The 15,422-nt window shown below is 74.8% G+C and carries 1 protein-coding gene and 2 pseudogenes; all 3 read left to right on the top strand.

Annotation, left to right across the window (positions count from 1 at the left end):
• Positions 1-21: 21 nt before the first annotated feature.
• Positions 22-5,484: pseudogene (locus tag GPZ80_RS09340) on the top strand (SDR family NAD(P)-dependent oxidoreductase); the annotation flags it as partial.
• 77 nt (positions 5,485-5,561) lie between these two features.
• A pseudogene (locus tag GPZ80_RS09335) lies at positions 5,562-10,772 on the top strand (type I polyketide synthase); the annotation flags it as partial.
• Between the two features lie 9 nt (positions 10,773-10,781).
• Positions 10,782-15,422 carry a type I polyketide synthase gene (locus GPZ80_RS09330; protein ID WP_187219892.1) on the top strand — a complete coding sequence of 1,547 codons (4,641 nt, stop codon included), beginning with the start codon at positions 10,782-10,784 and terminating at the stop codon, positions 15,420-15,422.

The raw sequence follows: 15,422 nt of genomic DNA, 5'->3' as shown, positions 1-15,422 counted from the left end.
GAAAGGCCCGTTCCCATGGCGACCGAGGACAAGCTCCGCGACTACCTCAAGCGCGTTACCGTCGACCTCACCGAGGCGCGTCGCAGGCTGACCGAGATCGAGGACGGCCGCCACGAGCCGATCGCCATCGTCGGCATGGCCTGCCGCTTCCCCGGCGGGGTGCGCGGCCCGGAGGGGCTGTGGGACCTGGTGGCGTCCAAAGTGGACGCGATCGGCGAGTTCCCGGCCGACCGGGGGTGGGACCTGGACGGGCTCTACGACCCGGACCCGGACGCCCTCGGCAAGTCCTACACCCGGCACGGCGGGTTCCTCGACGACGCGGGCGCGTTCGACGCGGGCTTCTTCGAGATGAGCCCGCGCAGCGCGCTGGTCACCGACCCGCAGCACCGGCTGTTCCTGGAGACCAGCTGGGAGGTGTTCGAACGCGCGGGCATCGACCCCACCACGCTGGCGGGCAGCCGGACCGGCGTCTACGCGGGCACCATGTACAACGACTACGCCCTGCGGTTCAACGGAAACCCGCCGCCGGGGCTCGAAGGCACCATCATGGTGTCCAACGCCCCGAGTGTCCTTTCCGGACGCGTCTCCTACACCTTCGGGCTGGAGGGCCCCGCGGTCACGCTGGACACCGCGTGCTCGTCGTCGCTGGTCGCGATTCACCTGGCGGCCCAGGCGCTGCGGGCGGGCGAGTGCTCGCTGGCCATCGCCGGGGCGGCCACGGTGATGGCCACCTCCGACCCGTTCGTCGAGTTCTGCCGCCAGCGCGCCCTGTCCCACGACGGCCGGTGCCGGGCGTTCTCGGCCGAGGGCGATGGCGCGGCCTGGTCGGAGGGCGTCGGTGTGCTGCTGCTGGAGCGGCTCGCCGACGCGCGGCGCAACCGCAGGCGGATCCTCGCCGTCATCCGCGGCAGCGCGGTCAACCAGGACGGCCGCAGCAACGGCATGACCGCGCCCAACGGGCCCGCCCAGGAACGGGTGATCCAGCAGGCGCTGGCCGACGCGGGCCTCGACACTCGCGACGTCGACGCGGTGGAGGCGCACGGCACCGGCACGACCCTGGGCGACCCGATCGAGGCACAGGCGCTGATCGCCACCTACGGGCAGAACCGGCAGGACGACCAGCCGCTGTGGCTCGGCTCGATCAAGTCCAACCTCGGGCACACCCAGGCCACCGCCGGGGTCGCCGGGGTGATCAAGATGGTGATGGCCATGCGGCACGGCACGCTGCCGCCGACCCTGCACGCCGAGCGGCCCAGCCCGCACGTCGACTGGGCGGCGGGCGCGGTCCGGCTGCTGACCGAGGAGCGGGAATGGACCCGCCGCGGGCACCCGCGCCGCTGCGGGGTGTCGTCGTTCGGCATCAGCGGCACGAACGCCCACGTCATCCTGGAGGAGCGGCCGGAACCGCCGAGCCCGCTGGTCGACGCCCCCACGCCGGCGGCGCCCGAGCACGTCGGCCCCCTGGCGTGGGTCGTCAGCGCGCGCACCGCCACGTCGCTGCGCGCCCAGGTCGCCCGGCTGCGCGAGTTCGCCGCCGAGGCGACGGCGCGACCGGTCGACATCGCGCACGCCCTGGTCACCGGCCGGGCCCTGTTCAAGCACCGGGCCGTGGTCCTCGGCGCCGATCGCGACACCCTGGTCGCCGGCTTGGACGCCTACCTGCGTGCCGACTCCGTCGCCGACGTCGTGCACGGCACCGCGCGCGACAAGGCCAGGGTGGCGCTGCTGTTCACCGGCCAAGGCGGGCAGCGGGTGGGCATGGGCCGCGGGCTGTACGCGGCCTCCACCGTGTTCGCCGACGCGCTCGACGAGGTGTGCGACGCGCTCGACGCCCACCTGGACCGACCGCTGCGCGAGGTCATGTGGGCCCGGCCGGACAGCCCGGAGGCGCTGCTGCTCGACGAGACCCGCTACACCCAGCCCGCGCTGTTCGCCTACGAGGTGGCCGCGTTCGGGCTGCTCGCCTCCCTCGGTGTGGTGCCGGACCAACTCGCGGGGCACTCGGTCGGCGAGTTCGCCGCCGCCCACGTCGCGGGCATCTGGTCCCTGGCCGACGCCGCCCGGCTGATCACCGCCCGGGCCCGGCTGATGCAAGCCCTGCCCACCGGAGCCATGGTCGCCATCGAGGCCACCGCCGAGGAGGTCGCGCCGACCCTGGCGGGTCGGGAGCACCTCATCGGCATCGCCGCGGTCAACGGGCCGACAAGCGTCGTCGTCTCCGGCGACCGGGAGGCCTGCGCGGACGTCGCGGCGCACTGGAAGGACCTCGGCAGGCGGGTTCGCGCGCTGCCGGTGAGCCACGCCTTCCACTCGCCGCTGATGGAGCCGATGCTCGACGAGTTCGCCGCGGTCCTCGCCGAGACGACCTTCTCCCCGGCCGCGATCCCGTCCGTCACCAACCTCGGGACCGACCTGGCCTGGACCGACCCGGAGTACTGGGTGCGGCAGATCCGTTCCGCGGTCCGCTTCCAGGACACCGTCGAGGGCCTGGAGTCGCGCGGCGTCAACACGTTCCTTGAGGTCGGTCCGTCATCGGTCCTCTCCGGCATGGTCCACGGGTGCCTCTCCGCGCCCGAGGCGTCGGTGATCGCGCTGCACCGGCGCGACCGCCCCGAGGCCGACGCCCTGTTCGACGCGCTCGCCCAGGCCAGTGTCGCCGGTGTCCCCGTCGAATGGGCCGCGCTGTTCACCGCGGGCGCGGACAGCGACGTCGGCACCGACCTGCCGGTGTACGCCTTCGACCGGGAACGGTTCTGGCTCTACCCGCCCGCCGACCGCGCCGACGTCACCACGGTCGGCCTGCGCGAACTCGACCACCCACTGCTGGGCGCCGCGGTGGAGATCGGCGACGGCGGCGGGCTGGTCCTCACCGGCAGGCTGTCGCTCACCGACCTGCCTTGGCTGGCCGACCATCAGGTCTCCGGGGCGATCGTGGTGCCGGGAACGGCGGTGCTCGAAGCCGTGCTGGAGGCGGGTGCGCAGGTCGGCTGCGACCGGGTCGAGGAGCTGATGTTCGAGGCGCCGCTGGTGCTGCCCGCCGACGGCGAGCTGTACCTGCAGGTCGTGCTCGACGCGGGGGAGCACCGGGCGGTGCGGGTCTACTCCCGGCTCGGCGCGGGCGACTGGGTGCGGTGCGCCTCGGGCGTGCTGGCCGCCGGGTCGGCCGCCGACGCCCCGCGCGCCTGGGCGAGCGCCTGGCCGCCTGCCGAGGCGTCCACTGTGGACATCGACGGCGGGTACGCCGATCTGCTGAACGTGGGTTACGAGTACGGGCCCGCCTTCCGGGGCGTGCGCGGCGTGTGGCGGCGGGGAGCCGAGCTCTTCGCCGAGATCGCCGCCCCGGCCGAGGTGGACCTCGCCGGTTTCGGGGTGCACCCGGCACTGCTGGACGCCGCGTTCCATCCGCTGGTGCTCACCGGCGGGTCCGGGGAACTGCGGCTGCCGTTCGTCTTCCGCGGGGTGCGGCTGTGCGCCTCCGGCGCGTCGGCGCTGCGGGTCCGGCTGGTGACCTCGGGCGACGACGTCGAGGTCGAGGCGGTGGACGGGGCCGGGCGGTTGGCCTTCGGCATCGAGTCCCTGCGGGTGCGCACGGTGGCGGCGGAGTCGCCGGCGCCCGCGTCCGCCGCCGGTGTGGTGCCGCACGGTGTCGACTGGGTGCCGGTCCCCGGCGCGTCCGCCCCCGACGCGTCGCGCTGGGTGTCGCTCGGCGGTCCGGTCGCGGCCCTGGACGGGTACGCGGACCTGGAGGAGTTGATCGCCGCGGTGGCCGCCGGCACGCCGATCCCGGACCGGGTCGTCGTCCCGTGCGTGTCCACACTGGACATTCCGGCGGCCGTGCGCGAGCTGTCCGGCCGAGTGCTGGAACTGGTTCAGGCATGGGCGGCCGACGACCGGTTCGCCAAGACCCAGGTCGTGTTCCGCACCAGCGGTGCGGTCGGCCCCCACGCCCATGACGTGGGGGCGGGCGCGGTGTGGGGCCTGGTGCGGTCGGCCCAGTCCGAGCACCCCGGCCGGTTCGCTCTGGTCGACGCGCCCGCCGACTTCGGCCGGTGGGCGGAGGTCGGCGCCGCGTTGGCGGTCGAGGAATCGCAGATCCTGGTCCGCGACGACGTGCTCACCGTGCCGCGCGTCACCCGCCGGGAGACGCGGCCGGAGATCGTCGCCGAACCGCACGGGACCGTGCTGGTGACCGGTGGGACCGGTGGCCTGGGCGCGCTTGTCGCCCGCAGGCTGGTGGCCGAGCACGGGGTCCGGAGCCTGGTGCTGGTGTCCAGGCGCGGACCGGACGCGCCCGGCGCGGCGGACCTGGTGTCGGACCTGGAGAGCCTCGGGGCCGCCGCGGTCACCGTCGCCGCGTGCGACGTGTCCGACCGGGACGCGCTGGCCCGGCTGCTGGCCGAGCACCGGCTGACCGGTGTGGTCCACACCGCCGGCGTGCTCGACGACGCCACCGTCGAAGGGCTCACACCGTCGCGACTGGACACGGTGTTCGCCCCGAAGGTCGACGCGGCATGGCACCTGCACGAGCTGACCCGTGACCACCCGTTGTCGATGTTCTTGCTGTTCTCCTCCCTGGCCGGTGTGCTCGGCAACCCGGGGCAGGGCAACTACGCCGCGGCCAACACCGCGCTCGACGCACTGGCCGCGCACCGCACCCGCCGTGGCCTGCCCGCCGTCTCGGTCGCCTGGGGCCTGTGGGACGCCGACACCGGGATGTCGGGCGCCCTCACCCCGGCGGAGGCGGCGCGACTGGCCCGCTCCGGCGTCGGCGCGCTGACCCCCGAGCAGGGCCTGGGCATGTTCGACGCGGCGCTGGGCTGCGCCGACCCGCTGGTCGTGGCGGCCGTGTGGGACGCGGCGGGCCTGCGGGCCAGGGCGGACGGCGGCGTGCTGTCGCCGATGCTGCGCGGCCTGGTGCGCGTTCCCCGCCGCGCCGCGAGCACCGGGCAGTCCGCGGACCACGGCGGCCTGGTCGCCAGGCTGGCCGCGCTCTCCGAGTCCGAGGGCAGGCGCCTGGTCCTGGACCTGGTTCGCACGCACGTGGCCGCGGTGCTGGCGCACCCCAGCACGGACGCGGTCGACCCGGACCGCGCGTTCAGCGAACTGGGTTTCGACTCGCTGACCGCGGTGGAGCTGCGCAACCGGCTCGACGGCGAGACCGGCCTGCGGCTGCCCGCGACGGTGGCGTTCGACCACCCCACGGTCGCCACCCTCGCCGACCATCTCCATCGGACACTCGCGCCCGCGCCCCCGTCGTCGGAGGACATCCTGCGCGCCAGCCTGGACGAGGTGAGCCGGTCGCTGCCGGATCAGGACGAAGCCACCCGCACCACGCTGATCGCGATCCTGCACAGCACCCTGGCCCGGTGGGGAGCGGGCGCGGGATCGGCGGTGGCCGACGTGGTCGCGGCCGAGACCGTCGCGGCCAAGGTCGACTCGGCCTCCGATGAGGAGATCTTCGCCTTCATCGACAACCAGTTATAGGCCCCAGGCTTTCCGCCCCACCGCGTTGAAAGGTTCCGACCATGGCGACCGAGGACGAGCTCCGCACCTATCTCCGACGGGCGACCGTCGAGCTCGCCGACACCCGCCGCCGCCTCGCCGACACCGAGACCCGGCTGACCGAGGTGGCCGACGGGCAGCACGAGCCCGTCGCCGTCATCGGCATGGCCTGCCGGTTCCCCGGTGGCGTGCACGGTCCCGACGACCTGTGGGACCTCGTCGTCTCCGGCGGCGACGCCACGGGCGAGTTCCCCGCCGACCGCGGGTGGGACACCGACGGACTCCACGACCCGGACCCGGACACCTCGGGCACCACCTACGCCCGCCGCGGCGGGTTCCTGCACGACGCGGCGGACTTCGACGCCGGGTTCTTCGGGATGAGCCCGCGCGCCGCGCTGGCCGCCGACCCGCAGCACCGGCTGTTCCTGGAGACCACCTGGGAGGTCTTCGAGCGTGCGGGCATCGACCCGGCCGCGGTGGCGGGCAGCCGCACCGCGGTGTTCGCGGGCGTCATGTTCGACTACTACGGCGCCCGGTTCCTCGGCGGCGTGCCCGACTCGGTCGAGGGCACGCTGCTCACCTCGAACCTGCCCAGTGTCCTTTCCGGACGCGTCGCCTACACCTTCGGGCTGGAGGGTCCCGCGGTCAGCGTGGACACCGCCTGCTCGTCCTCGCTGGTCACCCTGCACCTGGCCGTGCAGTCGCTGCGCAAGGGCGAGTGCTCGCTCGCCCTCGCGGGCGGCGCCACGGTGATGGCCACCCCCGACACCTTCGTCGAGTTCTCCCGCCAGCGCGGCCTCGCCCCCGACGGGCGGTGCAAGCCCTTCTCCGCCGCCGCCGACGGGGTGGCCTGGGCCGAGGGGGTCGGGGTGCTGCTGCTGGAGCGGCTGTCCGACGCCGTGCGCAACAAGCGGCACATCTGGGCGGTGGTCCGGGGCAGCGCGATCAACCAGGACGGCCGCAGCAACGGCATGACCGCGCCCAACGGGCCCGCGCAGGAGCGGGTGATCCGGCAGGCGCTCGCCGACGCCCGGCTCGACGCCCGCGACGTCGACGCCGTCGAGGCGCACGGCACCGGCACGACCCTGGGCGACCCGATCGAGGCCCAGGCGCTGCTGGCCGCCTACGGCCGGGGCCGCGACCCCGAGCGGCCCCTGTGGCTGGGCTCGGTGAAATCGAACATCGGGCACACCCAGGCGGCGGCCGGGGTGGCCGCGGTGATCAAAACCGTGATGGCCCTGCGGCACGGCGTGCTGCCCCCGACACTGCACGCGGCCACGCCGACCCCGCACGTGGACTGGTCGGCGGACACGGTCCGGCTGCTGACCGAGGCGCGGCCGTGGCCCGCGGCGGGCAGGCCCGCGCGGGCGGGGGTCTCCGGGTTCGGCATCAGCGGCACCAACGGCCACGTGATCCTGGAACAAGCCCCGGCGCCCGACGAGCGCGGGCCGGTCGCCGACGGGCCGCTGGTGTGGGTGTTGTCCGCGCGCACCGAGAACTCGCTGCGGACGCAGGCGGGCCGGTTGCGCGACTTCGCCGCGGGCGCGGGCGACCTCGCCGACGCGGGCCGGGCGCTGGCCCGGCGAGCCGCCATGGAACACCGGGCCGTGGTGGTCGCGGGGGACCGCGACGAGCTGGTCGCCGGGCTCACCGCGCTGGCCGAGGGCGAGTCGCATCCGTCCCTTGTGGAGGGTGTGGCCGCCGCCGACGCGCGACCGGTGTTCGTCTTCCCCGGACAGGGATCGCAGTGGGCCGGGATGGCGGTCGAGCTGCTCGACGGCGACGAGGTGTTCCGCGCCGAGCTGACCAGGTGTGCCGACGCGATCGCGGTACACACCGGCTGGTCGGTGATCGATGTCCTGCGCGACACCGAGATCGTGCCCACGGGCTCCGACGTGATCCAGCCGGTGCTGTTCGCCGTGATGGTCTCGCTGGCCGCGCTGTGGCGCTCCGTGGGCGTCGAGCCCACGGCCGTGCTCGGCCACTCCCAAGGCGAGATCGCCGCCGCCTACGTCAGCGGCGCGCTCTCGCTCGCCGACGCGGCCAGGATCGTCGCCCTGCGCGGCAAGGCGCTGACCAGACTGGCCGGGACCGGCGGGATGCTGGCCGTCGCGCTGCCCGAGGACCAGGTCCGCGACCTGCTGACCGAGGGGCTGTGGCTCGCCGTCCACAGTGGACCGGGCAGTGTGGTGCTCGCGGGCGACACCGCCGCGCTCGACGAGTTCGTCGCCGCCCACGGGGAGCGCGCCCACCTGCGCCGGGTCGGCGTGGACTACGCCTCCCACACCCCGCACATCGAGGCCCTGCGCGACGAACTGGACACCGTGCTGGCCGGGATCGCGCCCGCGGCCACGGACATCCGGTTCTGCTCGTCGCTGGTCGGCGACTTCATCGACACCGCCGACCTGTCGACTCGGTACTGGTACGACAACCTGCGCCATCCCGTCCGGTTCGGCCAGGCCGTCGGGGCCTTCACCGAACCCGTCCTGTTCGTCGAGGTCAGCCCGCACCCGGTGCTGGCAGGCGACCTCGGCGACCTCGCCCCCGCCGCGGGCGTGTGCGGCTCGCTGCGCCGGGGAGCGGGCGGACGGCGGCAGTTCCTCACCGCCGCCGCCACCGCCTACGTGCTCGGCGCCCCGGTCGACTGGACCACCGCGCTCGGAGCCGCCCGCGAACCGTGGAGCGACCTGCCGACCTACGCGTTCGACCGGCGTCGGTACTGGCTCGACGACTCCGGCCGCACGGGGTTCATCGCGGGCGTCGGCGGGTCGGCGCACCCGCTGCTCACCGCGGTCGTGCCGCAGGCCGACGGCGGGTTCCTGCTCACCGGCCTGCTGTCCCAGGCCACCGCACCGTGGCTGGTCGAGCATGCCGTGCACGGCACGGTGCTCTTCCCCGGCGCGGGCATGGTCGAACTGGCCCTGGAGGCGGCCGGGGTGGCCGGTTGCGACCACCTGGAGGAACTGACCCTGCAACACCCGCTGGTCCTGACCGGCGCGGTCGACCTGCAGATCACCGTGGCCGCACCCGGTGCCGACCTGCGCCGCGGGCTGACCCTGTCCGCCCGGATCGACGGCGCCTGGGTGCGCTGCGCGTCCGGGACCGCGGGCGCGGGCACGAGCGGCGGCGTCCGCGAGTGGGCGACCCGGTGGCCGCCCGCCGACGCGACCCCGGTCGAGCCCGCCTACGAGCGGCTGGCCGACCTCGGCTACGAGTACGGGCCCGCTTTCCAAGGCGTGCGGGGGATGTGGCGGCGCGGTCCCGAGTTGTTCGCCGAGATCGCCGCGTCCGTCGACGTCGCGGGCTACGGCGTCCACCCTGCGGTGCTCGACGCCGTCCTGCACACGGTGGTCCTGGCCGACCCGGGCGACCAGGTGCGACTGCCGTTCGTCTTCCGCGGCGTCCGGCTCGGCTCCGCCGGCGCGTCCACCTTGCGGGTGCGTCTGGTCGTCACGGGCGACGACATCTCGGTCGACGCCGCCGACGACGCCGGGCAGCCGGTGCTGGGCATCGAGGCGCTGCGCGTGCGGCCGATGGCGACCGGCCCGGTGCCGGGCCCGCCGCCGTACGGACTCGACTGGGCGCCCCTGTCGGTCAGCTCCACCGAACCGCCGACCTGGGCCTTCCTCGACGACCTCGGCGACACGGTGCCCGACCACGTTCTTGTGTCCTGTGTGGACGACTCGGTGGACGTCCCGGCCGCTGCCCGGCGGCTGGCGGACCGGGTGCTGGAGCTGATCCGGACCTGGATCGCCGACGACCGGTTCGCCGGGTCCCGCCTGGTGTTCCTCACCACCGGCGCGGCAGGCCCGACGGTGACCGACGTGGCGGGCGCGGCGGTGTGGGGGCTGGTCCGGTCGGCGCAGTCGGAGCATCCCGGCAGTTTCGTGCTCGCCGACGTCCCCGAGGGATTCGCCGACTGGGACCTGCTCGTCTCGGCCGGGGAGCCCCAGGTCGCGGTGCGCGACGGCGTCGTCCTGGTGCCCAGGCTGGCCCGCCGCGGCGCGCCCGACCCGGCCGTCGTCGACCCCGACGCGACCGTGCTGATCACCGGCGGCACCGGCGGACTGGGCGCGAAGATCGCCGAACACCTGGTCGTCCGCCATGGTGTGCGGGACCTGGTCCTGGTGTCCCGGCGCGGTCCGGACGCCCCCGGCGCGACCGAACTGGTGGACCGGCTGACCGGGCTCGGCGCGTCGGTCGCGGTGCTCGCCTGCGACGTGGCGGACCGGGCCGCCGTGGCCGAGTTGCTGGCCGCCCGGCCGGTGACCGGCGTGGTGCACGCCGCGGGCGTGCTCGACGACGCCATGGTCGACGCCCTCACACCGTCGCATGTGGACAGAGTGTTCGGGCCGAAGGTCGACGCCGCCTGGCACCTGCACGAACTGGCGGGCGAGGTGTCCCTGTTCGTGGTGTTCTCGTCGCTGGCGGGTGTGCTGGGCAATCCCGGGCAGGGCAACTACGCCGCGGCGAACACGGTCCTGGACGCGCTGGCCAGCCTGCGCCGCGACGCCGGGCGGCCCGGGGTGGCGATCGCCTGGGGTCTCTGGGAAGCGGGCACCGGTATGACCGGCGACCTCGCCGCCGCCGAAGTGGGCAGGCTGGCCCGCTCGGGCGTGGCGCCGCTGAGCACCGCCCAGGGCCTCGACCTGTTCGACGCCGCCCTCGCCGGAGGCGAACCGCTGGTGGTGGCCGCCAAGTGGGCGCTGTCGGGCCTGCGCGGCGATCCGCCGCCGGTGCTGCGCGGCCTGGTCCGCCCGGCGCGCCGCGCCGCCAACCCGGTCACCCGGCTGGCGGGCATGACCGAGAACGACGCCCGCGACGTCCTCACCGACCTGGTCCGGGGGCACGTGGCCGCCGCGCTGGGCCACGCCGACCCCGGCGCGGTCGACGTGGACCGCACGTTCAACGAACTCGGCTTCGACTCGCTGAGTGCGGTGGAACTGCGCAACCGGCTGACCGCCGACACCGGGCTGCGCCTGCCCGCCACTCTCGCCTTCGACCATCCCACGGTCACCGCGCTGGCCGAACACCTGCACCGGGTGATCGCCCCCGCTCCGCCGTCGGCGGAGGACACGCTGCGAAACACGCTCGAACAGGTGCAACGGATGCTCGACGCCGACGAGTCGGCTCGGCCGAAAGTCATCGCGCTGCTGCACGGCACCCTCGCCCGGCTCGGCGCGGGGCCCGAGAGCGGCGACGGGGTGCGGGACAAGATCCGGTCCGCCACGGACGACGAGATCTTCGCCTTCATCGACACGGAACTCTGAGAGGCACCCATGGCGACCGAGGACAAGCTGCGCGACTACCTCAAGCGCGCGACCGTCGAGCTCACCGACGCCCGCAGGCGCATCGCCGAGCTGGAGGAAGGCGGCCAGGAGCCGATCGCGATCACCGGCATGGCGTGCCGCTACCCCGGTGGCGGCGACACCGTGGACGGGTTCTGGGACCTGCTGCGCGACGGGCGCACCGGAGTCGTCGAAGTGCCGCCCGCGCGCTGGGACATCGACGACTACTACGACGAGGACCGGAGCGTCACCGGCGGCGTCTACACCCGGCACGGCTCCTTCCTGCCCGACGTGGCCGGGTGGGACGCGGAGTTCTTCGGCCTGTCCCCGCGGGAGGCGCTGCGGATGGACCCGCAGCAGCGGCTGCTGATGGAACTGGTGTGGGAGGGCTTCGAGAACGCGGGCATCGCGCCGCCCCGGGTGGCGGGCAGCCGAACCGCGGTGATGGTCGGCTTCATGGACACCGTCCAATATGGACGGCTGCAGACCGAGCGGCACGGGCCCGGCGTCGCCGCCGACCCGTACTTCGGCCAGGGCGTGTCGGCCAGCGTGGTCGCGGGCAGGCTCGCCTACCACTACGACCTGCGCGGGCCCGCGGTCACGCTGGACACGGCCTGCTCGTCGTCGCTGGTCGGCGTGCACCTGGCCGCGCAGGCCCTGCGCCGCGGCGAATGCGACCTGGCCGTCGCCGCGGGCGCGTTCCTGATCATGCAGCCCGACACGTTCGTCCAGGCGTGCGCGACCTCCATGCTCGCCCCGGACGGTCGGTGCAAGACCTTCGACAGCGCCGCGGACGGCTACGTCATGGGCGAGGGCGGCGGGGTCGTGGTGTTGGAGCGACTCTCCTCCGCGCTGCGCAACGGACGCCGGATCCGCGCGGTGCTGCGGGGTTCGGCGGTCAACCAGGACGGCCGCAGCAACGGCCTCACCGCGCCCAGCCGCGGCGCCCAGGCCGACGTGATCGGCCGGGCGCTCGCCGCCGCGCGGGTGTCGCCGGACGAGGTGGCCTTCGTGGAGGCCCACGGCTCCGGCACCCAGCTGGGCGACGCCATCGAGCTCGCCGCCCTGCACGACGTGTTCGGCGGCAGGCGGGCGGAGCGCCCGTTGCACGTCGGCGCGGTGAAGACCAACATCGGCCACACCCAGTCCGCGGCGGGCGTGGCCGGGCTGATCAAGGCGGTGCTGGCCGTCGAGCACGGCGAGCTGCCCGCGAACCTGCACACCGCGGACCCGGCGGGCGCGATCCCCGCCGACGGGACCGTGCGGCCCGCGACCGCGCCGGTGCCGCTCGACGGCGACGTCATCGCCGGGGTCAGCTCCTTCGGCTGGTCGGGCACGAACGCCCACCTGGTCCTGCAGACCGCGCCCGCCGAGCGGGCGGCCGAGGGCGGACGGGCCGCGGCGTACGCGCTCACGGTGTCGGCGGCGACCCCGGCCGCGCTGCGCGCCCAGGCCGAGCGCCTCGCCGAGCGGCTGCGCGCGGAGCCGGGCCTGGACCTCGCCGACGTGGCGCACACGCTGACCGTGGGCCGCGCCGAGCACGACTACCGCCGTGCCCTGGTCTGCTCCGACACCGCGGCCGCGGCGCGCGGGCTGACCGCCGAATCGACCGCGGTCGACGCGCGACGGGCCAAGGGACGGCCGAAGGTGGCCTTCCTGCTGCCGGGCGTGGGCGACCAGTACCCGGGTCTGGGACGCGAGCTGTACCGGACCGAACCGGGCTACGCCGCCGCCGTCGACCGGTGCGTCGAGATCGTCGAGCGCCAGTCCGGGATCGATCTGCGCCCGCTGTTGTTCCCGGCCGACGACCGGGCGGCGGCGGGCTTCGCGGCCATGGTCGGGCGCGTCGGCGCCGAGGACGACCCGTCGCACCGCGCCGAACTCGCGCACCCGTTCCTGTTCACCGTCGAATACGCGCTGGCCACCCTGCTCGGACAGTGGGGCGTGCGGCCCGACGTCCTGGTCGGCTACAGCCTCGGCGAGTACGTCGCGGCGTGCCTCGCCGGGGTGTTCAGCCTGGACGACGCCCTGCGCGTGGTGGTCGAGCGGGCCCGGCTGATCGCCGAGGCGCCCGCGGGGGCCATGGTGGCGGTCGCCGCGGGCGAGACCGAGGTCCGGGCGGTGATCGCCGCGGCCGACGTCGACGTGGCCGCGCTGAACGGCCCGTCGATGACCGTGCTCAGCGGCGGCGCCGCCGAGATCGAGGCGGTCACGGCGAAGCTGGCCGCCGCGGGTCTCGTGGCCCGTCCCCTGCGCACCGCGCACGCCTTCCACTCGTCGCTGCTCGAACCCGCCCGGGACAAGCTGGCCGCGCTGGTCGACTCCGTCGCCCGGCACGCGCCGACCACGCCCGTGGTGTCCAACCGCACCGGCGCCGTGCTCACCGCGGCCGAGGCGACCAGCCGCGACTACTGGGCCGACCACCTGATCAGCCCGGTCCGCTTCGCCGACAGCGTGGCGCACTGCCTGGCCGAGGGCGTGGACGTGTTCGTCGAGCTGGGCGCCGGGCAGACCCTGGGCGGTCTGGTCCGACAGCACCCCACCGCGGGCGTCGACAGTGTCGGCACCCTGCCCGCCCACTGGGTCGCCGCGGACCGCGCGGACGACCGCGCCGAGCTGCTGGCCGCTTGCGGGCGGCTGTGGGAGAGCGGCGTCGGCGTGGACTGGGCGGCCACCCACCAGGGCGCGGCCAAGATCGTCAGCCTGCCGAGCTATCCCTTCCAGCGCACCGCCTTCTGGCCGGAGCAGCAGGTCGACGTGGTCGCCCAGGCGTTGCCGAGCAGGCCTGCGGACCTGTGCTACGCGCCCACCTGGCGGCACGACCCGGACCGCGCCCTGTCCACACTGGACCTGCCGGGTCCGCTGGTGGTCTTCACCGACGGCGTGCTCGGCTCGGCGCTCGCCGACCTGGCCGCCGCAGGCGACCGGCAGGTGGTCGAAGTGGTCGCGGGAACCGAACTGCGCCGCGACGGCCGGAGACTGGTCATCGACCCGACGAACCCTGAGCACTACCGCGAGGTCTTCGCCTGCCTGGACGACGGGCCGGTCGGCGTCGCGCACCTGTGGAGCCTGCTGGCCGACAGCGGGTCCGACAGCGGGTCCGACACTGGGTCCGACACTGGGTCCGACGCCATCCGGTACGGCTTCGACAGCCTGCTCCTCGCCGCCCAGGCGTTCGGCGATCTGCCCGGGCGCCCCGGTGTCCGGCTCCTCACCGTCAGCCAGGGCGCCGCGGAGATCCTCGGCGCGGACGCCCACGCGCCGTGGCGGGCCATCGTGCACGGCCTCGGTCGCGTCGTGCGCCACGAGTACGCGGGCCTCACCTGGCACGGTGTCGATATCGATGTCGACGTCGACGCGGACGCCACCGCCGGGCAACTCGCCCACGAGCTGATGGCCGACCGGGCCGACGTGGTGGGTTGGCGCCGCGGCAGGCGCTGGCTGTCCGACTGGACCCAATTGTCCACAGTGGACAGCAAAGAGCCGGTGTGGCGGCCGGACGGGGTCTACCTGATCACGGGCGGGACCCGGGGCCTCGGCATGGCCCTGGCCAGGCACCTGGTCAAGGCCGGTGTCCGAAACCTGGCCCTGCTGAACCGTTCCGGACGCGCCGACGTCACCGACCTTCAGGCCGCGGGCGCGCGGGTGCTGCTCCTGGCCGCCGACGCCGGCGTGCCCGACCAGCTGCGGGCCGCCCTGCGCGCCTGCCGCGACCACTTCGGCACGCTGACCGGGGTCGTGCACGCCGCCGGTGCCCCCGCGGGCGGAATGGTCGCCCGCCGCACGGTCGAGGACGCCCGCAAAGTCCTCGCGCCCAAGGTCTCGGCGATGGGACCGCTCGCCGAACTCGTCGGCCCCGACACCCCCGTCGACGAACGGCCGGAGCTGCTGGTCCTGTACTCCTCGGCGGTGACCGCGTTCGGCGGCATCGGCGAGGGCGACTACTGCGCGGCCAACACGGTGCTCGACGCCTACGGCGCGGCGCTGTCGGCCACGGCCGAGTCGACGAAGGTCGTCACGGTGGCCTGGGGACCCTGGCAGCACGACGACTGGCAGACCGAGGGCGTCGGGAACGGGCTGGCCGACAAGGCCCGCGAGTACCGCCGCAAGTGGGGCTTCGCCGACGAGGCCGGTTGCGCCTTCCTCGACGACATCATCCGCACCGGCCACGGCCAGGTGGTCGCGGTCCGCCAGCCGATGCGCGAGGCCCTGCGCGACTGGTCGGCGATGCTCGACATCGACGCCCTGGCGGGCGCGGGCGCCGCCAAGCCCGCGAACGAGCGGTTCCCCCGGCCGCGGCTGCGGACCGAGTTCGTCGCCCCCCGCACCGAGCTGGAAACCCGGATCGCCGACGTGTGGGGCGGTTTCCTCGGGATCGACCGGGTGGGCGTGCACGACCCGTTCTTCGACCTGGGCGGCAACTCGCTGGTGGGCATGGCGATGGTGCACGCCGTCGAGAAGCTGATCGACACCCCCATCGCGCCCGCGGTGCTGTTCGAACACCCCACCATCGCGCAGTTCGCCGCCGCGCTCGCGCCGGACGGCGCCGCGCGGGCCGCGACCGACTTGCTGACCACCAGTTCGGCCCGAGGACAGCGGCGGCGCCGCGCCCGGCCGGGTACCCGGAAATGA

It is taken from the genome of Actinokineospora xionganensis (genome assembly GCF_014323725.1).
Lineage (GTDB): Bacteria > Actinomycetota > Actinomycetes > Mycobacteriales > Pseudonocardiaceae > Actinokineospora > Actinokineospora xionganensis.
This window is presented reverse-complemented; position numbering and strand designations above follow the sequence as displayed.

Coding starts and splice junctions, on each gene's coding strand:
- GPZ80_RS09330 (WP_187219892.1), top strand. CDS start 10,782: ATGGCGACCGAGGACAAGCTGCGCGACTACCTCAAGCGCGCGACCGTC.